At 53.2% G+C, this 19,368-nt stretch carries 16 protein-coding genes; 7 read left to right on the top strand and 9 right to left on the bottom strand.

The genetic code is table 11. The features are described from left to right. Positions 1-57 precede the first annotated feature (57 nt). Positions 58-1,377, top strand: coding sequence for a PDZ domain-containing protein (locus A3848_RS23215; RefSeq protein WP_371916099.1), 1,320 nt, complete (start codon positions 58-60; stop codon positions 1,375-1,377). An 84-nt stretch (positions 1,378-1,461) separates the two neighbouring features. On the opposite strand, the gene A3848_RS23210 is transcribed toward A3848_RS23215, so the two are convergent. Further along, on the bottom strand, positions 1,462-2,118 hold the full coding sequence (locus tag A3848_RS23210) for a response regulator transcription factor (RefSeq protein ID WP_074087255.1): 657 nt from the start codon (positions 2,116-2,118) through the stop codon (positions 1,462-1,464). 41 nt (positions 2,119-2,159) lie between these two features. Further along, positions 2,160-3,323 (bottom strand): sensor histidine kinase, encoded by a 1,164-nt coding sequence (locus A3848_RS23205; RefSeq protein WP_083612310.1) that lies wholly within the window; start codon positions 3,321-3,323, stop codon positions 2,160-2,162. Between the two features lie 168 nt (positions 3,324-3,491). Here A3848_RS23205 and A3848_RS23200 point away from each other — a divergent pair, with 168 nt between their 5' ends. From A3848_RS23200 to A3848_RS23190, 3 genes are read left to right on the top strand one after another with little or no spacing between them, the layout of a single operon-like run. Then, on the top strand, positions 3,492-4,427 hold the full coding sequence (locus A3848_RS23200; RefSeq protein WP_074087253.1) for an ABC transporter ATP-binding protein: 936 nt from the start codon (positions 3,492-3,494) through the stop codon (positions 4,425-4,427). A gap of 19 nt (positions 4,428-4,446) precedes the next feature. Further along, positions 4,447-5,616: an ABC transporter permease gene (locus tag A3848_RS23195; protein ID WP_074087252.1), complete on the top strand. Its 1,170-nt coding sequence runs from the start codon at positions 4,447-4,449 to the stop codon at positions 5,614-5,616. Next, positions 5,609-6,769: an ABC transporter permease gene (locus tag A3848_RS23190; RefSeq protein ID WP_074087251.1), complete on the top strand. Its 1,161-nt coding sequence runs from the start codon at positions 5,609-5,611 to the stop codon at positions 6,767-6,769. The genes A3848_RS23195 and A3848_RS23190 overlap by 8 nt, the downstream gene beginning before the upstream one ends. An 81-nt stretch (positions 6,770-6,850) precedes the next feature. Here A3848_RS23190 and A3848_RS23185 read toward each other — a convergent pair whose 3' ends face one another. After that, positions 6,851-7,234, bottom strand: coding sequence for a hypothetical protein (locus A3848_RS23185; RefSeq protein ID WP_178382065.1), 384 nt, complete (start codon positions 7,232-7,234; stop codon positions 6,851-6,853). Between the two features lie 320 nt (positions 7,235-7,554). On the opposite strand from A3848_RS23185, the gene A3848_RS23180 reads away from it, so the two are divergent. Beyond that, the gene (locus tag A3848_RS23180; RefSeq protein ID WP_074087249.1) at positions 7,555-7,878 is read left to right on the top strand and encodes an L-rhamnose mutarotase; all 324 of its coding nucleotides are present in this window, start codon (positions 7,555-7,557) and stop codon (positions 7,876-7,878) included. 267 nt (positions 7,879-8,145) lie between these two features. Continuing rightward, on the top strand, positions 8,146-11,148 hold the full coding sequence (locus A3848_RS23175) for an efflux RND transporter permease subunit (RefSeq protein WP_074087248.1): 3,003 nt from the start codon (positions 8,146-8,148) through the stop codon (positions 11,146-11,148). A 167-nt stretch (positions 11,149-11,315) separates the two neighbouring features. On the opposite strand, the gene A3848_RS23170 is transcribed toward A3848_RS23175, so the two are convergent. From A3848_RS23170 to A3848_RS23160, 3 genes are read right to left on the bottom strand one after another with little or no spacing between them, the layout of a single operon-like run. Next, complete coding sequence (locus A3848_RS23170; RefSeq protein WP_074087247.1) at positions 11,316-12,113, bottom strand: ABC transporter permease; 798 nt, start codon at positions 12,111-12,113, stop codon at positions 11,316-11,318. Between the two features lie 18 nt (positions 12,114-12,131). Beyond that, the gene (locus tag A3848_RS23165) at positions 12,132-12,938 is read right to left on the bottom strand and encodes an ABC transporter permease (RefSeq protein ID WP_074087246.1); all 807 of its coding nucleotides are present in this window, start codon (positions 12,936-12,938) and stop codon (positions 12,132-12,134) included. An 18-nt stretch (positions 12,939-12,956) separates the two neighbouring features. Further along, the gene (locus tag A3848_RS23160; protein ID WP_074087245.1) at positions 12,957-13,973 is read right to left on the bottom strand and encodes an ABC transporter ATP-binding protein; all 1,017 of its coding nucleotides are present in this window, start codon (positions 13,971-13,973) and stop codon (positions 12,957-12,959) included. Between the two features lie 399 nt (positions 13,974-14,372). Between A3848_RS23160 and A3848_RS23155 the strand changes: the two genes are divergently transcribed. Next, entirely contained in the window at positions 14,373-15,236 is an 864-nt protein-coding gene (locus A3848_RS23155) for a helix-turn-helix transcriptional regulator (RefSeq protein WP_178382064.1), read from the top strand. 86 nt (positions 15,237-15,322) lie between these two features. Here the strand turns inward: A3848_RS23155 and gcvPB are convergent, their stop codons facing one another. The 3 genes from gcvPB to gcvT are packed head-to-tail and all read right to left on the bottom strand — an operon-like array spanning position 15,323 to position 19,253. Further along, a complete protein-coding gene (gcvPB, locus tag A3848_RS23150; RefSeq protein ID WP_074087243.1) occupies positions 15,323-16,783 on the bottom strand; it encodes an aminomethyl-transferring glycine dehydrogenase subunit GcvPB in 1,461 nt (486 codons plus the stop codon). Continuing rightward, a complete protein-coding gene (gene gcvPA / locus A3848_RS23145; protein ID WP_074087242.1) occupies positions 16,780-18,132 on the bottom strand; it encodes an aminomethyl-transferring glycine dehydrogenase subunit GcvPA in 1,353 nt (450 codons plus the stop codon). Before gcvPA ends, gcvPB begins: the two co-directional genes overlap by 4 nt. After that, positions 18,129-19,253 (bottom strand): glycine cleavage system aminomethyltransferase GcvT, encoded by a 1,125-nt coding sequence (gene gcvT, locus A3848_RS23140; RefSeq protein ID WP_074087241.1) that lies wholly within the window; start codon positions 19,251-19,253, stop codon positions 18,129-18,131. The genes gcvPA and gcvT overlap by 4 nt, the downstream gene beginning before the upstream one ends. Positions 19,254-19,368 lie beyond the last annotated feature (115 nt).

Raw genomic sequence — 19,368 nt, 5'->3', positions numbered from 1 at the left:
GGGCGCTAAACGCTGCAGATCATCACCACCCGGACGTAAAGGAGTGTGACGAACGGTTTGAATGAAATGCCGGAACTGCTTACAAGCTGGGGCACAGCAGTGATACATTTGCTGACACAGCCCTATTACTATATTGCGATCCTTTTTATTGCTGTTTATTACCGCAGACAGATAGCGTTTGAACGGAAGCTGATCCATGTGAAGCTGCACAGCTGGGGGCAGGAGACCTGGCGTACGGTATGGAGTGGTCTCGTTATGGGTCTCGTCGTTTCTCTTGCAGCTGTGGCCCTGGGGATTTCGCTCACGGGTACAGCAGTGGCCTGTATTTGGGTCACCAGTCTGGTGCTTATGCTCTTTCGTGTCCGTTATTTGTGTTTTGCCTATTCCATAGGCTTGCTTGGAATCATCCAATTTGTCCTGTCGTTCTTTCCGGGTCTCCTGCAGAGCGGACCTGCAGGTACCATCGCCACCGCGCTGCGTGAGATGGATATCCCCGCACTGCTGGTGCTGGCCGCACTGCTGCATCTGGCCGAAGCGCTGCTGGCGCGGTGGCAAGGCGCAAGGCTGGCCACGCCGCTCTTTCTCAAAGGCAAGCGCGGCAAGGTGGTTGGCGGCTATCAGCTGCAGGCCTTCTGGCCGCTGCCGTTGTTCCTGCTGTTACCTTCGGGCGCAGGAATCGGAGATCTGCCCTGGCACCCGCTGCTGGGCGGCGGGCTGGGCCTGGTGTCCCTGCCGGTCATCATCGGCTTCAGCGAGATGACCCAGGGCATGCTGCCCGGGCGTAAGAGCGCCCGCACAGCAGGACGTCTGCTGTTGTACAGCATCGTCCTGCTGGCGTTAAGCGGGCTTGCCGCCTGGTGGAGCCCGCTGACCGTGCTCGCGGCGCTCGCCGCGGTGCTGCTGCACGAAGCTCTGGGCTGGTACAGCGCTCTGGAGGAGCGCAGTCTAAGCCCCCTCTTCGTGCACCCCGCAGCCGGCCGCAAGGTGCTGGCCGTGCTGCCGGACAGCCCCGCGCAGGAGCTGGGCATCCTGCCGGGCGAGATCCTGCTGAAGGTCAACGGGGTTCTGTTGACCGATGCCGCGCAGCTGCATGAGGCGCTGCGCATGAATCCCGCATTCTGCAAGCTGGAGGTGCAGAACCGCGAAGGCGAGAGCAAATACCTCCAGCGCGCGATCTACGATGGCGACCATCATCAGCTCGGCATCATACTAGTACCGGAGCCGGACGGCTCGGTCACCGCAGAGGCCAAACCGTCCAGTATCTTCAGTATCATCTCCATGAAGACTGGAGAAGGCCGCCGGAGCCAGCCGCCAGCGAGGCTGGGACGTGCCAAAGGCGAAACTGTAGAGCCCAACCAGGAATCCGCCGGCGTCTAGCCTTTTTACACGTGCATACTCCATCGAACCAAGCCAAAGGCCTGTGTTCCCTGATATTCAGGGCGCACAGGCCTTTTTTCGAAATTATAGTTCCCGCTGATTCTTCCAATAGAAGATGGCGATTTGGGTCCGGTCACGGAGGCCCAGCTTGCTGAGAATATCGGTGATGTAATTTTTGACCGTACCTTCACTTAAAAAAAGCTCTGCGGCGATCTCCTTGTTGGTATGGCCTTCTGCAATCGAGGACACCACAGCCAGCTCGGCCTTGGTCAGTCCGTACGATACCAGTGTCCGGGCCGGAACCTCTTTCGGACGCGCAGCCGGCTGCAGAAAACCCGCCAGCTTGCGGGCGATGTCGGGATGAATGAGCAGATTGCCCTCATGCACGGTTTTGATACCCTGGATGATCCGGTCCGGCGGAATATTCTTCAATAAGTACCCGCTTGCTCCGTTCCGCAGCGCTTCGATGATGTATTCATCGTCGTCGAAGGTCGTCAGCATCAGCACGGAGGTACTTGGGAAGGATGCCTTGATTAATTTTGTACCTTCGACACCGTCGCAGTGGGGCATCCGGATATCCATCAGTACCACATCGGTATGAGGAAGCTGCTTCAGCAAAGAGAGGGCTTCATCGCCATCTCCGGCAGCGCCTGCCACCTCAATGTCCGGGTCCAGCGCAACGAGCACTTTGAGACTTTCGCGGATAAATGAATCGTCGTCAACAATGACTACTTTGATCATAAGAGGTCTGTCTCCTTTAGGCAGAATGGTCTGTGAAAAGTTTACTGGGGAAGCTTTTCGGGTGGTCTGTGCATTGGAACTCTGGTAATTACAGCAAATTCCGGTTCAAGCTGAAACTCCAGCGTTCCGCGCACCAGACGGGTCCGCTCCGTCATTCCCTGCAGGCCCATGCCGCCCGTGCCTCTGAGTTTCGCAAGAGGGTTGTCTTGCGGGCGCTCTCCGTTGTTGCCCACCACCATTACCACTTCGTGTCCGCTATACGATACTTTGATCCATACTGCAGTAGCTTGGCCATGGCGAAGAGCGTTGGTTAGAGCTTCCTGGGCATTTTTGTAGAGTGTAACCTGAACGCTGGGATACAGCGGATAAGGCATGCCCTGCACCTGGTAGGAGGTTTCAATGCCCGTGTGACGGCCAAGCTCCTCCAGCAGCCGGTCCAGGGCGTAAGCCCCTTCAAGCTGAGAGCCATAGTTAATCCGCCGGACAGCGGCGCGCATATCGTCCATACTTGCCGAGAGCTGGTCCTGGATCTGATTCATCATTTCCATCCCCTTCTCCGAGGAATGCGGCAGGGTGTGGATGGCCGCCTCGGTCATCATTTTGACCCGGATCAGGCGGTGGCCGATGTCGTCATGCAGTTGACGTGCGATCCGTACCCGTTCCTCCGCTTGCGCGGCCACTTCGATCTGGGAGTTGAACTGCAGCAGCCGGCTGCGGGCTTCTTCCAGCTGGAAATGTTTTTTGCGCAGCTCATCATAGAGGAATAGGGTCTCGTCGCGCCCCCTTCCCGATCTCAGCAATAACCTGTTCAAGGTGGCAGATAGCAGGAAGGTGAGGTTCGTAAAGACCCACACCCGTGGATCGGATCCGCTAAGTGCTGCATTGATTGCCGCCAGATGGAGAGCGAAGAAGACAAGCACTACCGGCCTGCGCTCCAGTCGGGAGTAATAGAGCAGTGCCGAAATAGCCGGAAAAATCATCAGCGCCCCGTAATGCTGGCACAGCCAGGCCGTATAGAGCCATTCAACACCGGCGGCTAGCGCGGTAAGGAGACCCGGGAGCCGCTTGCCCAGAGTCACGATCAGCAGGAGCAGCAGAAAATGAAGGGTGAACAGCTCATAGTCGGCATAGTCATACAGATAGATGGCAATCAGTGCAGGGATGATAATAAGCGCATAGCGCAGAACATTCAATTCTCTGGTCAAAGGGAGGTCATCCTTTATAGGCTTGGTATGTTTATCTTAACATAAGAATCCGCTGGTTCAGGAGATGACTTTAGTCACCTCCAAAGAATGACCTTTCGTACCTTCGGCCGCGTTTTTCTTGCGCTACAATGAAGACATAGAAGCAATAAGGAACAGGAGAGATGAAGAATGGCATTTGCGGTACTAACCGATGTGGTGAAACGGTACGATCAGAAGTTAACGGTGGATCACGTGAATTTCAGCATTCAGGAGGGGGAAATCTTCGGCCTCCTCGGCCCGAACGGAGCTGGGAAAAGCACCACAATCAGCATGATCTGCGGGTTGCTCAAGGCAGATGGCGGCGATATCGTGATTGACGGATTATCCGTAATGAACCAGCCGCTAGAGGTCAAAAAGCGAATCGGTCTCGTCCCCCAGGACCTCGCTTTATATGAAAATATGACAGCAGCGGAAAATGTCAGCTTTTTCGGCAAGCTGTACGGTCTTCGCGGCAAGCTGCTGAAGGAACGGGTCGAGGAGGCGCTGGCCTTCACCGGACTCAGCGACCGGGCTAAGGATAAACCGTCCACCTTCTCCGGCGGTATGAAAAGACGGCTGAATATCGCCTGCTCAATCATGCACCGCCCCAAGCTGATCATTATGGATGAACCGACCGTAGGCATTGATCCCCAGTCGCGCAATCATATCCTCGAATCCGTCAAGGCGCTGAATAAGCTCGGCTCAACAGTGATCTATACGAGCCATTATATGGAGGAGGTAGCCGCCATTTGTGACCGGGTAGCGATTATGGACAAAGGTCATATCATTGCCTGTGGAACCGAAAGCGAGCTGCGGGAACGGGTAGCCCATGAAGAAAAGATTGTCATAAAAGCATCTCAAATCACGCCTGCTCTGATCCAGGAGCTGGGCCAGCATCCTGGGATAAGCCGCGTTGAACTCAGCGAAGATACGGTAGAACTGTATTTGCCCTCCTCGCAAAGCCAATTGCAGGATATTTTATTTATCTTTGCGAAGCATGAAGGAATTATTGCTTCCCTGAATATTGAAGAGCCGGATCTGGAGAGCCTGTTTCTTAACCTGACCGGACGGACCCTGCGGGATTAGAGGAAGGAGGAAGACTTACATGAACACGTGGACCATTATGATCTATGAGCTGCGCAGATTGTTCCGCTCACGCTCTATGCTGTTGAATATGTTTTTGCTGCCATTGGTACTGATCTTTCTCCTGGGCGCTTCACTGTCGGGGGTGGTCGGTGTCAAAGGCGCAGCCAAGATAGACCCTGTGCGGGTGGCGGTAGTTAATCCTTCAGGTGAAGGGGCAGGGCCATCGGCTATGATTGCAGCCTTTCTGAAGTTGCCGGAGGTGCAGAAGGTCATTATCCCGCAAGAAGCAGAGAGCCGCCAGGCGGCAGAGAGCGGACTCCGCGCCGGAAAGTACGGCTATGCAGTAATCGTTCCCGGTGGCTTCGACAGTGAAGTGCAGAGCGGTAAAAAAGCGCAGCTGGAGTTTATTCTTGGCAAGAACCGTACGGACAATATGGTGGCGGGAACGGCGTTTGATAACTTCCTGAGCACAATGAATTACAAGCAGGCAGCGGTGGCAACACTGGGGCCAGAGGCGCTGACGGTGTCGGCTTCCTTACCGGCTGATCATGAAGCGGTCAAACTGGGCGATCTGAATAATGGGGGCAGAACCTATACGGCTTCCCAATTCTACGCGGCATCCATGCTGCTTATGTTTCTGCTCTACAGCGGGATCACGGTGACCAGTTCACTTTTCAGTGAAAAGGATAACCATACGCTCCACCGTATCAACTCTATGCCGGTCAAGGGTTCAGAGCTGTTTATCGGTAAAATTCTCGGAGTAGGCATCGTGTCCATTGTGCAATGCCTGGCGATTATTCTGCTCAGCAATTGGCTGTTCGGCGTGTACTGGGGCAATCGCCCGGGTCTCCTGCTGCTGTTCTGTCTGCTGATGATTATCGCTTCCATGACACTGTCCATTGTGATTTGTTTATTCAGTAAAACTGCGGCAAGCGCAAGCAGTATCATTAGTGTAATCACGGTATGTATGACATTCCTGAGCGGGGGGATGGCCCCGTTGCCGGACGCCTGGGTGAATACCATTGGTGCTGTTACTATTAATCATTGGGTGCTGCAGGCGGTGATCCGAATGATGCTGCATTCAGAATTGTCACAGATATTGCCGAACCTGCTCATTATATCGATAATCTGTCTCGTGATGTTCAGTGCAGTGATTTTTTCATACCGGAAGGTGGGTTACCATGAATAAAATATTCACGATCGCCTGGAATATGGTCAAGCGGACCATCGGCTCCCGCAAAGGGTTCCTCACGTACATCCTGCTGCCAAGTATCGTGGTCGCCGCTATTATATCGGTTACCGGAGGCATGGAAAACCATTCGGCAACCGTGCTATATACCAATAGGGATACAGGAGCAGCAGGGCAGCATTTGCTTGCCGAATTGGAGAATACCGGGGACTACAAGCTTGTTCCGCGAAAGGATGAGGCGGCGCTCAAAGAGGGCGTTATCGGGCAGGAGGGTGGTGTGGGGATATGGATTCCGGCAGAGTACACCGCACAGCTAGCACATGGAGAGCAGCCGCAGCTGAATATCTATGAGCTTAGAACGACAGAAACCTCGATCATGTTCAAAATGAAAGTGAATACGATCGCAAATGAAATGCTCCAAACCGCACAAACCGTACATGCGGTCAGCGGAGGAACGGGGGATGCTGAAGCCGGGTTTGGTGCAATTCTGAAGCAGGCCGGGCAGCATGATGTGGGAAGTACACGTACGGATTATGACCTGTATCCCCGGGAAACCCTCGGAGTCATTACAGGGATGACCTTAATGTTCCTCATGAGTTTGGTGACAAGCACAGTATCTCTGATTATGGATGACCGCAGGGGCCGGACCATGATGCGGATGTTCAGTGCTCCGGTCCGTTCTTATGAGATTGCACTGGGGAACTTCCTGGGCAGCTTTATGGTCGGAGTCATCCAGATTGCGGTTGTGCTGATCCTTGGAAAATGGGTGCTGCGCTATGATTATGAGGTTCCCGCATATCTGTATTTCCTGGTGCTTGCCGCATTTATGCTCGTATCCATGGGTATTGCCAGCACAGTAGCCGGGCTGGTCCGCAATCCGCGCAACGCAGGCATGCTGAACGCGCTTATTCTTACACCGACCTGCATGCTGGGCGGCTGCTTCTGGCCACTCTCAGTGATGCCGGACTATATGCAAAAAGCAGCCAACTTCATGCCGCAGAAATGGGCGATCCAGGCAGTGGATATCGCCGCAACCGGCGGCGGCTGGAATGAGCTGTGGCTGCCGTTTGCTATCCTGGGCCTTATGGCCGCGGTTCTGCTGGCAATTGGCTCCGCCATTCTTCGTCCGAACGAGACGGGAATCAGTGCATAGGCCAGTATTTGATGCCTAAGGGTTATAGATCAGCCTGCTGTATCCGGTCATTCGCCGGAGCGGCGGGCTGTTTTCTTTGAATCATGGATTGAGGACTACTTTCGGCTCCATAAACCAAAAGAGAAACTTTCCCATCGTGAATATTAATAGTTTACGATATTCTTCTTTCCCTATGGTCCCACCTGAAATCAGCATATCATAGGTTTCGCCTCTGTCTTCAACGGAAAGTCCTGCTTCTGTATACCCGTTATTTAGATAGAATAACTTCCTTTTCATGCGTTGTTCTTGATTTTGCCCATCGACAAACTCATGATTATCCGTAAATATCAGCAAAGCAGCCTTATCTTTTTCGCATAATTTTAAAATATTTCTAAATGGTATTTGTTCTATTTTGGGGAAAGAACTATGATAAAGTTCTTTTACTGCTGAAATATATTTGTTATTTTTATCAGCGTTGATAGTCATCAATGGCATGGCCGGTTCTCCATCTATTCTTCGTCTTTTACAACCTGTTACTGTTCTTACCGCTAATCCCCTTCTTCGTAGTTATTGTAATGCAAATGAAGCCAGTCATGTTATAGTACTTGCAAAGCTCACCAGAAAAGTGTTGCATAAAAAATATGTAAGCGGTACCATATTATTGGCAGTTTCAAAGTAGACTTTAACCAACCTAAGAGAAGCTTACGATACAAGCTGTATTACGAAGAACAGTCAGGAAGTAAATCTAACTTTATGCTTATGAATGGGAACTGATACGTTCACAAAATGTGTAGGAGGATGAGATCATGGGCAGCAACAAATTGGCTTGGACCTGGCGGGTGAAGGAGGAGTGCCTGGAGGAGTATGTGCAGATGCACCTGAATCCCTGGCCGGAAATTCTGGAGGAGCATTCCAAAGCTGGAATTACGAATTATTCAATTTTTCAGAATGGCAATCAGTTTTTCTATTGCTTTGAATGCAAGGATAAAGAAGCGGCTTTTGCCTACATTGCCCAGAGTGATGCCTGCAACAGATGGAACGCCATTACGTCGGAGATGGTTGAAGGCTCCTTTGATTTCAATGAGGAGAACCCGATGGTTCCGCTGCGTGAAGTGTTTTATCTGGAGTAAGGCTATCTTTTCTGTTTATGAACTATACGCGGGTAATGAGTTCTCCTTCGAAGGAAGGAGGGCTTTTTTTTGCTGTATGCATTTACCGCTGCACCCGGCTGCTCTGTCTCCGGAAGGGGAAGAACCCCGACTAGAGACCGAGAGAGAAACCCTTCGCCGGGAGGTTTTGGAGACCACCCGAAGGCTCTACACTTAGCTATGACAGCAATACATAAAGATCAGGCACACGGAAACCAATTCATACAGAAGTGGAAGGGGAAAAGAGAAATGACATGGTTAACAAAGTGGTCTTTTGGCAATAAGGGGGCAGTAGGCCTCCTGGTTGTCATGGCGCTGGTGGTGGGTATACTCAGCTATACTTCGCTGCCCATGGAGTTTATGCCGGAGGCTGATAATCCTCAGATTACCGTTACGGCGCTCGGCCCGGGCCAGGATGCGCATTCTATGGAGGCGAATGTGACGAAGCCGATTGAGGCGGCAACCTCAGTCGTGAAGGGCAAAACCGAGCAGATGTCTACTTCCGGTGATGGCTATGCGAAGGTGGATATTTATTTTGACGGCAAAACCAATATGAAGGATGCGACGCAGGAGGTTGAAAAGGCTGTCCGCGCACTGCATTTCCCGGAAGGCGTCATGGACCCGTTCATTGTACAGCTGAACACCTCTATGATTCCGATCTCCGAGCTCACGATGTCCTTCGACGAAGGGATGACCAAGGATAATCTGAAGCTTGCTGAAGATAAGATCATTCCTGAACTGCAAAAAATCGATGGGGTAGCGAACGTAGCCCTATACGGCAAAACGGCTCCGCAGGTCCATGTGAAGCTTGATCCAAAGGCGATGGCTGCAAAGGGCGTTGCCACATCCCAGGTGTTGGGACTGCTTCAGGGACGCAGCGTATCAGCTTCGATTGGGGAGCAGACCCTTGGCGGACAGACGGGGAATGTAAATGTGGTTTCCTCCATAGACAGCATTGACACACTGAAAAAGCTGCCGGTCGCCTCAGGTGTAACCCTGCAGGATATAGCTGCTGTTCAAGCGGTGACCGACCAGGAAAGTGTCAGCCGCTCGAACGGGAAGGATGTATTGTTCGCCATCATCACCAAGGAAGCGAATGCCAATGCAGTCGATGTGGGCGATAAGGTGCGCGAGGTTGCGAAAGACCTGACCCAATCGAACAAAAATGCTGAGGTTGCCGTCATTTTCAGCACCGCGGATATGGTTGTCACCTCCGTCAACAGTATGATGCGTGAAGTGCTGCTCGGTGCATTATTTGCGACGATCGTCATTCTGATCTTCCTGCGCAATGTGCGCGCTACCTTGATCACGGCGGTATCCATTCCGCTGTCGCTGGCGGTCACTCTATACTTGCTGGACGTTTCCGGCATTACCTTGAACATTGTTACGCTGGGTGGCGTCGCCGTCGCAGTCGGGCGGCTGGTCGACGATAGTATTGTCGTTATTGAGAATATTCACCGCAGGATGCAGAAAGAGCCTTTCTCCATTGACATGATCATCAGTGCTACCCGCGAGGTGGCAAGGGCCATCACTACATCGACTATAGCTACAGTTGCTGTATTCCTGCCCATGGGTCTGCTGAACGGAAGCCTGCAAGCCTTCCTGCTGCCGTTCGCGCTGACGGTGACCTACTCCCTGTTAACTTCACTGGTAGTGGCGCTGACAGTTGTCCCTCTGTTAAGCTCCTGGCTGCTGCGCAGCTCTTCCCTGAAGGAGCACAAGCCATCCAGAGGCTTCGGCCGTTTTCTGGAATGGAATCTGCACTACAAGTGGATTACCCTGACTCTTGGTCTGGTGCTGCTGGTGGGTTCCGTTGCCGCTTATGTTACTATGCCGAAGGGGGCGCTGGATGCATCCGATGCCAGCAATGTAACCATACAATTGGTCTATCCGAATGATGTTCCAGTGAAGGAAGTGCTGGAGAAGGGCAAACAGCTGGAAGCGGAACTGATGAAGCAGCCGCAGGCGGAGACCGTGATCATGATGACCGGCAACAGCGCAGACTCGGCGCAATGGGGCGAAGTGTCTTCTCTGACCCAGGTGAAATACACCGTAATGATGAAGAAGGATGCGGATGCACAGGCGTTCCTGGATCATATCCGTGGCCTTCAGGAATCCTATGCGGGAGCAACCCTGACTGCAAATGAGTCCAGCATGATGGGTGGAGGCTCGACCAGTGAGTATGTTGATATTGTTGGGGACGATCTGGCATCCATTAAGACAGTCGCCCAGTCCGTAGCCGCTAAAGTAAAAACGGTAGACGGCGTAAAAAAGGTCACCAGCAACATGGAAGATACCAAGCCGGTGTTCGCGTTCAAGGTGAATCCGGCTGCAGCGAATGCACAGGAAATTTCCATGCAGCTGTCGGCGATGCTGAATCCGGTGCCGATGGGGCAAATGGAGCTGGAGGGTTCCCCTGCCGGAGTGGTATTGGAGCCTGTGCTGCAACCGAAGTCGCAGCAGGATTTGCAAAATATTACGATCATGACCGCCGGAGGGCCGCAGCCGCTCTCGAAATTGGCTACCCTTGAGGTCACCGATCAGCCAGCCATGCTCTACCATAAGGACGGCAAACCCTATGTGCGTATTACAGCTGAGGTCGATCCGAAGAAAGTGTCGGCTATTGGAGCGGATATCAAAAAACAAACGGACAGTATTACACTTCCCGAAGGAGTAACGCTGTTCGCAGGCGGGGCTTCGGCGGATCAGGCCGGAGACTTCAGCGACCTTGGCATGACGGCACTGATCTCCATCGGTCTGGTGTATCTGATCATGGTCTTGACGTTCAAGACCCTGCGAGCACCGCTGGCTATTATGTTCTCCCTGCCGCTCGCGGCCATCGGAGCCGTTGTCGCCTTGATTATTTCCGGTGTGACCCCTGACTTCACCGCATTGTTCGGAGCTTTGATGCTGATCGGTATCGTCGTCACGAATGCGATTGTGCTGATCGACCGGATTAAGCAGAATGAAGAGCATATGACTGTGCGCGAGGCCATCATTGAAGCAGCCGGAACACGGATGCGTCCGATACTAATGACAGCTATCGCTACGGTATGTGCCATGCTTCCACTGCTGTTCGGTCATACAGAGCAGGGCAGCATCGTCTCGCAGAGTCTGGCCATCGTCGTTATCGGCGGCTTGATTGCAGCAACTCTGCTGACGCTGGTAGTGGTACCGGCCATCTATGAGCTGCTGTACTTCCGCAAATCAGCAAAGGAACGGAAGAAGCAAAAGGCTGCAGCTGCGGCATAAATAAGTCTGGCAGTTAGCAAATGCGCCTGACCCAAGAAGGAAGCTATACAAAGAGCAGTGCGGGATTTCCGCACTGCTCTTTGGCATATTTTCGCATGGACGATATGAAATTATGCGGGGGAATCCGGAAGGTCTGCCGAAGAGGCGATGTGTCTCCTTGGAGGCCCCTAGTTGCCGGTACTCTCATATTTCGAGAGTCCGTACCGGAAGATGCCATAAGCTGCTGCCGCACTGCCCGCTGCCACGACGGGAGCCAGCATCCACCAGCCGCTCCACCCGCTTTTGCCGAAAATGTAAGTCGCCGGATAGAAGCTGATGAAGGCATATGGCAGTACGGTGGAAATAAACACCCGCACTGCCTGCGGAAACAAAGTGACCGGATACTTGGCCAAATCGGCCAAATTATGCACCATCAGCGGAAAGGCATTCCCGGCATTGCGAATCCAGAAGGCCGCCGAGTTTCCGGCCAGATTGATCGATACACGAATGATAACCGCCGTCAAAAGCAGCAGAATAAGGATAACCACTTTGGCGAAGCTCCACTGGATATGGCTGTGAACCAGCGATTGCCAGATAATCACTCCGCCGATGAGCAGATTGCCAAGGCCATTAATACCGATCCCCGTACAGAAGACCTGAAGCACAACTGGCACCGGCCGCAGCAGATAACGGTCCAGTTCGCCTTGATTGACCAATCTTCCCAAACGCCAGGTGCCCTCGAAGAATAAAGAGCCCATGCCTTCCGTCAGAAAAATCATCGCATACATGAAGGTAACCTCCCAGAACTGCCAGCCGTTAATATCGGGAATCCGGTCATAGATCACCCACAGGAACACAAACCCAAGCACCTGGGTCAGAGCGGCAGAACACATTAAGATGTAGAAGTCCTTATTGTATTCCAGGATCGCTTTTAGCTGCTGGATATAGAGTCTTTTATATAGATAGAACATTCGTGACAACGTCATTGTTTCCCCTCCTTCCGCCTAACCTCCATGAATAGTCACCTGGCGGACCGCCCAGTTCCACATGAATTTCCCGGCGATCCAGAGCGCTGCTCCCCAGAAGCATTGAATCCCGATCAGCTTCAGACTCTCCAAGGTACCGGCCTGCTCCAGAAAAATCATAGTCGGCGTGTGGATAATACTCTGAAACGGAAGCAGCAGTGCTGTCCGTTCCAGCCAGCCGGGGAAAAAGGCCAAAGGCACCAAGGCTCCGGACAGCAGATTGGTTAGGGCAATCCGGGTCCAGACAATGCCCATCGAGCCGGTGGACCAGAAGCACAACAAGGCTGCCAGATACACCACGCCGAATTTCACCGCAATGGCCCCCAGCAGACTGAGGGCAAACAGTACATAGACGAGCGCAGAATGGGGAAGGGCCAGGCCGGAAATGAAGAAGGAGAAAATCACCAGAATAATCGTACTTATACCGCCTTCCAGCAGGCTTGTGCCCAGCGTTTCGGAGAAACGGGCCGTTTGAAAATCAATGGGCTTCAGCAAGTCTACGGCAACGCTGCCATCGAGGATTTTTCCGGAAATCGCAGTTTCCGAGTACCAGGACAGCACAGAGTTGGCCAGGAAAGTGACTAGCAGATAGGTTTTCATCTGATCCCAGGTGTATCCGCCCACTGTCTCGCGGCCCCCATAAATGCCTGCCCACAAAAAATAAACCGCCAGCAGATTGATCGCATTGGACAAAAAAGTGACGACGTAGGAGAAGCGGTAGGATAGAACATTTTGCAAGGATCGGTTGGCAATACTGCGGTATTTCTTGAGCTTGACTACGGGCATGGCTGCCGTCACACCTCCTCATTCCCCTTTTTGATTAAGGTCCAGGTTTCCGTCGTACACCGCTTTGATCACCTGCTCAATGTTGGCATCCTCCATGCGGAAGTCAATCACTTCGCCATGCTTCATCACCCGGCTGACCACTTCACTGGCCGTATATTCATGGCGGTCGAAGGAGACGGAGAATTCCTGTTCATTTTGCCGGTCCAGCTTCATTCCAGGCGTCTGTGAGAGCAGATTGTACAGCTCCGGCATCGGCACGCCCACTTGGAAGAAAATCACGCGGTTTCTGGCAAAGCGGGATTTGACCTCGCTAAGACTGCCGTCATAGATGATGGAGCCGTGGTCGATGATAATCAGCCGTTTGCACAGATCCTCAATATCGCCGAGATCGTGGGTAGTGAGCATAACGGTGGTTTGCTGCTCCTGATTGATTTTTTTGATGAACTCGCGGATTTTTTGCTTCACGGAAACGTCCAGTCCAATCGTGGGTTCATCCAGATAGAGAATCGGCGGGTTATGTAGTAAGGCGGCTGCCAGGTCCGCACGCATGCGTTGACCCAGGGAGAGCTTGCGCGCAGACAGATGGATGAACTCATTCATGCCCAGCAGCTCCGTGAACTGATCCAGATTAGCCTTATAGACAGGCTCCGGGATCTGATAGATATCCTTCAGCAGCGAAAAGGATTCCACAATCGGAATATCCCACCACAGCTGCGTGCGTTGTCCGAACACGGCTCCGATCTGCGCGGCGTTCTCCATTCTTTTCTTATAAGGATTGATACCGTTTACAGAAATGCTGCCTGCAGAGGGCATGAGGATGCCGGTCAGCATTTTGATCGTGGTGGATTTGCCTGCACCGTTCGGCCCCACATAGGCCACCGTCTCGCCGGCTTCCACACTCAGATTCAGCGGCTGCACCGCGATCTTCTCGATATGCTTCGGGATGAACAGATGCTTGACGGCTCCCGCCAGGCCTGGCTCTTTCACCGCCTGCATGAACGATTTGGATAGCCCGCGGGCTTCAATAATACTCAAGTATAGACCTCCTTCATTCCTAACTTCCAAAGACGTATAAACAAATATAGCACCGGGCTGATGTCGAATACTATCGGTTTAGGTCGGACGGTAAAAAAATTTATAAGATTATGACGAATGATGAAAAAAAGGCTAGCCGCAGGCTGGATTACAGACCCGGGTTAGCCGCTTTAATATTTTTTGTATACCTCTGCATTGCTTAACTAGGCTGCTCCTTTTAGCAGGTTTCATTTTGTTCTGATCTCATATTTTTCAACGTTCATTCGTAAGATTAGCCCCTGTCAATTGTCTCTTAAATATCCTATGATATATTTACTGCTATTCAAGGCTAAGTTATCTTGTAAGCTTATAATAGAGATAGGAAATATTGCTATAACAAATATAGATTCATTATTATTAGTGAATACATTCACAATCATTCCGGATTCACTAACGACATTAACCGAGGAGGCGTTTGTGTTGACTACCTTCAATTCCAAGATGAAAATGTGGTGTTCGCCGGATGATCTTCCAGCAGCTCAAGCTGCGTCTTTTCACCATAATCATTCATCTGATACATATAGCCCGTTGCAGTCTCCAGTGGTCTCTTGCGTGAAAGAGAACAAAGCGATATATAGTGAAGCGATGGTTTCTTCCATGCGGGAAGAGATGGTGGCGATCAGCCAGTTCATTCCCATTCCTTATGTTGTGTTTCTGGCGGATGAAGAGGGCTGGATTCTCGATCTGATCTGCTCTTCACGAAGCCTTCAGGAGAACATGGACCGTGCAGGTATGAGTGCGGGTATCAACCTCTCCAAACGGTATTCAGGCCTGAATGCGGTCTCGCTGGCTATGGAGATGAACCTTATAGGGGTGGTGCGGGGAGAGGAGCATACAGATGCTGCTTTCCAGAGCTGGAATTGTGTATGCGCGCCTTTGATTCTGGACGGGGGTACGCATGGTTATGTGGATATTTCTTTTGATTCCGGTCAGCAGATAGATTTTGCGATTCCGTTCGTGCAGCAATTGGCTGATAATGTGGCGTATAAACGGATGGTTAATAACGCAAGCCTGCAAAAGTTCAGACGGGACACGGTGTTTGGCGAATATAAGCTGACTGCGAGAGAGAAGGAGGTAGCTGCACTATGGCTGGCGGACAAAAGTGCGCTGCATATCTCGAGCGCGCTGGGGATCAGTGAGGGCTCTGTACGGAATGTAGTAAAGAGCATTTATATCAAAATGAATGTAAATGACCGCTCCCATTTTGCCAAAAAGCTTATATGAACGTAAAAAAGCGGCGGCTAATCCGCGAAGCCAGGAATGACTTCGGGATTAGCCGCCTTGCGTTCAGGGTTTGATAGAGCGCAGCTTTAGCCGCAAGAACAATTCAATACCGGCTTGCGCGCAGCCTGGGTCTCATCCAGACGGCTGATCTCCGTAGTATGCGGAGCATTGATTACGATCTCCGGCGTTTCCTGGGCTTCCTTGACGATTTGGATCATCGTCTCGATGAACCCGTCGAGCGTTTCCTTGCTTTCGGTTTCGGTTGGCTCGATCATCATACATTCCTCTACCGTCAGCGGGAAATACACGGTTGGCGGGTGGTAGCCGAAGTCGAGTAGCCGCTTAGCCACATCCAGTGTCCGTACCCCGTACTGCTTAAGGTTTCGGCCGGACATGACAAACTCATGCTTGCAGATACCCGGATAAGGGATTTCAAAATACGGCGCGAGCCGGTGCATCATATAGTTGGCGTTCAGCACGGCATTCTCAGAAACCTCACGCAGGCCGTCCGGCCCGTAGGTACGGATATAGGCATAGGCACGGACCAGGATGCCGAAGTTGCCGTAAAAGGCTTTGACGCGTCCGATGGATTCCGGACCGCCGAAGTTCAGCGAGTAGCTGCTGTCTTCGTTTTGGATCACCGTCGGCTGTGGCAGGAACGGAATCAGCTTCGCCTTCACGCCGACTGGTCCGGCTCCCGGACCACCGCCGCCGTGCGGGGTGCTCATCGTCTTGTGCAGATTCAAATGCACGACGTCGAAGCCCATATCGCCGGGGCGGGTAATGCCCATAATCGCATTGGAGTTCGCTCCGTCGTAATAGAGCAGGCCGCCCGCTTCGTGTACGATCTGAGCGATTTCAATGATTTGTGTTTCGAACAATCCGAGTGTACTCGGGTTGGTTAGCATCAGGGCTGCGGTATCGCTGCCGACAGCCGCTTTCAGCGCTTCAAGGTCAACCATCCCCTTATCGCCCGATGGGATCGTTATCGTTTCCAGGCCGGCTGCAGAGGCGCTGGCCGGATTGGTTCCGTGCGAGGAATCGGGCACGATGACCTTGGAGCGGGTCTCGCCGCGGCTCTCATGGTAGGCGCGGATCATCATCAGGCCGGTCCATTCCCCATGGGCACCGGCGGCTGGCTGCAGAGACACGGCATCCATGCCGGTCAGGGCGGCCAGGTCCTTTTGCAGAGTATGCATCAGTTCAAGGGCACCCTGAATGCTCTCTTCCGGCTGGTAAGGGTGAATCTTGGCCAGTCCCGGGAAGCGGGCGACGTCCTCATTGATCTTCGGATTGTATTTCATAGTACAGGAGCCGAGCGGATAAAAGCCGTTGTCCACGCCGAAGTTGCGGCGGGACAGGGCGGTATAGTGGCGGATGACATCCACTTCCGATACTTCCGGCAAGACTACCGGCTCGCTTCTCAGCAGTCCGGCGGGAATCAGGGCATCGATGCTCTCTTCCTGCGGAACATCACACACGGGCAGGGAATAGGCCGTGCGGCCGGGACGGCTAAGCTCAAAGATCAGACTTTGTTCCGGTTTCATATACAGCCCTCCAGTGCCACTTTGAATTGGTCAATTTCCGTTTTGCTTCTTTTCTCGGTGACAGCGACCAGCATATGTCCGTTCAATTCAGGATAGTCCCGGCCCAGATCATAGCCGCCGAGGTAGCCTTCCTTCAATAGCCTGGAATTGATCTCGCTGACGCTGGAGCCTTCCGGCAGTTTCAGAACAAATTCATTGAAGAACGGTGCCGTGAACGCTGAGGCTGCGCCCGTTAATTCGCCCAGCTTGGTGGCTGCATAATGGCTCTTGCGGATGTTGAGCTCCCCAACCTCGCGCATGCCTTCTTTGCCCATGACGGACAGGTAGACGGAAGCGCACAGTGCGAGCAGCGCCTGGTTGGAGCAGATGTTGGAAGTGGCCTTTTCGCGGCGGATATGCTGCTCGCGTGCCTGCAGTGTCAGTACGAAACCGCGTTTGCCGTTACGGTCAACGGTCTGTCCGACGATCCGGCCCGGCATGCGGCGCATGAGGGGTTCGGCTACGGCGAAGAAGCCGCAGGTAGGACCACCAAGTGAAGCGGGAATGCCGAGCGGCTGGGCGTCACCGACAACAATGTCTGCGCCAAGCTTGCCCGGCGTTTCGAGAATGCCTAGCGCCAGCGGATTGGCACTGACCACGAGCAGGCCTTTCACGGCATGGATCAGCGGCTCCATCGCACCAAGGTCCTCAATGGCGCCGAAGAAGTTCGGCGACTGTACCAGCACGGCTGCAGTGTCGCCGTCAATTGCGGCGGCTAGCTTGGCCTGATCCGTTACTCCGTTTGTGTAGTCAATTTCCACAACATCCAGGCCCCATGCACCCGCTGAGGTACGCAGTACCTGACGTGCTTCGGGATGGACGGTGCGGGAGACGATCAGCTTTTTGCGTTTTGTCGCACCGGCGGCAAGCACCGCAGCTTCCGAGAAGGCGGTCGCGCCGTCGTACATACTGGCATTCGCTACTTTCATGCCGGTCAGCTCGCAGATATAGGACTGGAATTCGAAGATCGCCTGCAGCTCACCTTGGCTGATCTCCGGCTGGTAAGGGGTATAGGCGGTATAAAACTCCGAGCGGGAAATCACATGGTTAATGACAACAGGGATATGATGGTCATAGAGCCCAGCACCGAGGAAGCTGGCGTGAGTGTCGAAGCTGGCATTTTTGTCGGACAGCTCCTTCATATGGCGCAGCAGCGCGTATTCATCAAGTGCTTCTGACATCGGCATCGTTCCCTGATAACGGACAGCTTGCGGGATGTCGGCGAACAGCTCCTCCACGGACTGAATCCCTACAGCCTCCATCATCTCCTTGCGGTCTTGCTCGGTCATCGGCAGATAACGGTGCTTCATTGCGGCTTCACTCCTTGGCTCTTTTTATAGAATGGCGCTTTGACCACGGCTGCTTTAAGCTGTTTGCCGCGGATCTCCACGTATACCTCTGTTCCAAGCTCCGAATAGGCGGCGTCCAGCAGGGCCAGACCCAAATTGCGTTTTAGCGTTGGAGACTGTGTGCCTGTCGTGACCTCACCGATCTTCACACCATCCGCATAGACCGGATAATGCGAGCGCGGAATCCCGCGGTCAATCATTTCCAGGCCCACGAGGCGGCGGGGCAGTCCGGCTTCCTTCTGCTTCACCAGTGCGTCCTTGCCGATGAAGCTGGCTTTGTCCAGCTTTACGAAGAACTGGACTCCCGCTTCCAGCGGTGTAATATCGGCCGACAGCTCCTGGCCGTACAGCGGCAGCTTCGCTTCGAAACGAAGCGTATCGCGCGCGCCGAGTCCGGCGGGAGTCAGACCGTGCGGAGCGCCTGCCGCAAGCAGGCCGTTCCACAGCACAGCTGCCGTATCCAGTGGCGCGTACAGTTCAAAACCGTCCTCACCGGTATATCCGGTCCGGGAGAGCAGAACCTCTACGCCGCAGACTACAGCGCGCTCGATGAAATGGAACGGTGCAAGCTCCGCAAGGGGAGCTGAGGTAACTTCGGCCAGAATCGTCTCAGCCAGAGGGCCTTGCAGTGCGAGCAGCAGCGTCTCATCGGAGACATTGTTCAGCGTCACACCGCTGAATTCATCTGTGAGATGCTCCTGCAGCCACTGGAAGTCCTTGTCGATATTGGAGGCATTGACGACCAGCATGTAACGCTCTTCGGCCAGTCGGTAGACCAGAAGATCATCGACTACCCCACCGCTTGGGTAGAGCATCAGGGTGTACTGCGCACCGCCATCCTGAAGACGGCTGACATCATTGGTGGTCATCCGCTGCAGAAAGGCTTCCGAGCCGTTGCCGCTGACCATGAATTCGCCCATATGCGATACATCGAACAGTCCGGCCTGCCGGCGTACAGCCTCATGCTCCTTCACGATTCCCGTGAATTGCACCGGCAGCTCCCAGCCGCCGAAATCAATACATCTGGACTCCGCGTAGGCGGAGTAGAGGTCGTAAAAAGGTGTTCTTTTCAAAGCATCCATCGGCTCACTCCCTTGTCTGATTACATGCGAAAAAGGACAGGCAAAAGACAAATATGCACAACCCGCATATAAGCCTTTCGCTCTGTCCCTTGTACCTGAGAGTTACCCTGCTGAC

The organism is Paenibacillus sp. P32E (genome assembly GCF_001909085.1).
In the GTDB taxonomy this organism is placed as follows: Bacteria; Bacillota; Bacilli; order Paenibacillales; family Paenibacillaceae; genus Paenibacillus_AQ; species Paenibacillus_AQ helianthi.
This window is presented reverse-complemented; position numbering and strand designations above follow the sequence as displayed.

Bases quoted from the DNA above. Each gene is read 5' to 3' on its own strand.
- A3848_RS23170 (WP_074087247.1), bottom strand. From the start codon at position 12,113: ATGACGTTGTCACGAATGTTCTATCTATATAAAAGACTCTATATCCAG.
- A3848_RS23210 (WP_074087255.1), bottom strand. From the start codon at position 2,118: ATGATCAAAGTAGTCATTGTTGACGACGATTCATTTATCCGCGAAAGT.
- A3848_RS23200 (WP_074087253.1), top strand. From the start codon at position 3,492: ATGGCATTTGCGGTACTAACCGATGTGGTGAAACGGTACGATCAGAAG.
- A3848_RS23195 (WP_074087252.1), top strand. From the start codon at position 4,447: ATGAACACGTGGACCATTATGATCTATGAGCTGCGCAGATTGTTCCGC.
- gcvPA (WP_074087242.1), bottom strand. From the start codon at position 18,132: ATGAAGCACCGTTATCTGCCGATGACCGAGCAAGACCGCAAGGAGATG.
- A3848_RS23165 (WP_074087246.1), bottom strand. From the start codon at position 12,938: ATGCCCGTAGTCAAGCTCAAGAAATACCGCAGTATTGCCAACCGATCC.
- A3848_RS23190 (WP_074087251.1), top strand. From the start codon at position 5,609: ATGAATAAAATATTCACGATCGCCTGGAATATGGTCAAGCGGACCATC.
- A3848_RS23185 (WP_178382065.1), bottom strand. From the start codon at position 7,234: ATGACTATCAACGCTGATAAAAATAACAAATATATTTCAGCAGTAAAA.
- gcvPB (WP_074087243.1), bottom strand. From the start codon at position 16,783: ATGAAACCGGAACAAAGTCTGATCTTTGAGCTTAGCCGTCCCGGCCGC.
- A3848_RS23175 (WP_074087248.1), top strand. From the start codon at position 8,146: ATGACATGGTTAACAAAGTGGTCTTTTGGCAATAAGGGGGCAGTAGGC.
- gcvT (WP_074087241.1), bottom strand. From the start codon at position 19,253: ATGGATGCTTTGAAAAGAACACCTTTTTACGACCTCTACTCCGCCTAC.
- A3848_RS23180 (WP_074087249.1), top strand. From the start codon at position 7,555: ATGGGCAGCAACAAATTGGCTTGGACCTGGCGGGTGAAGGAGGAGTGC.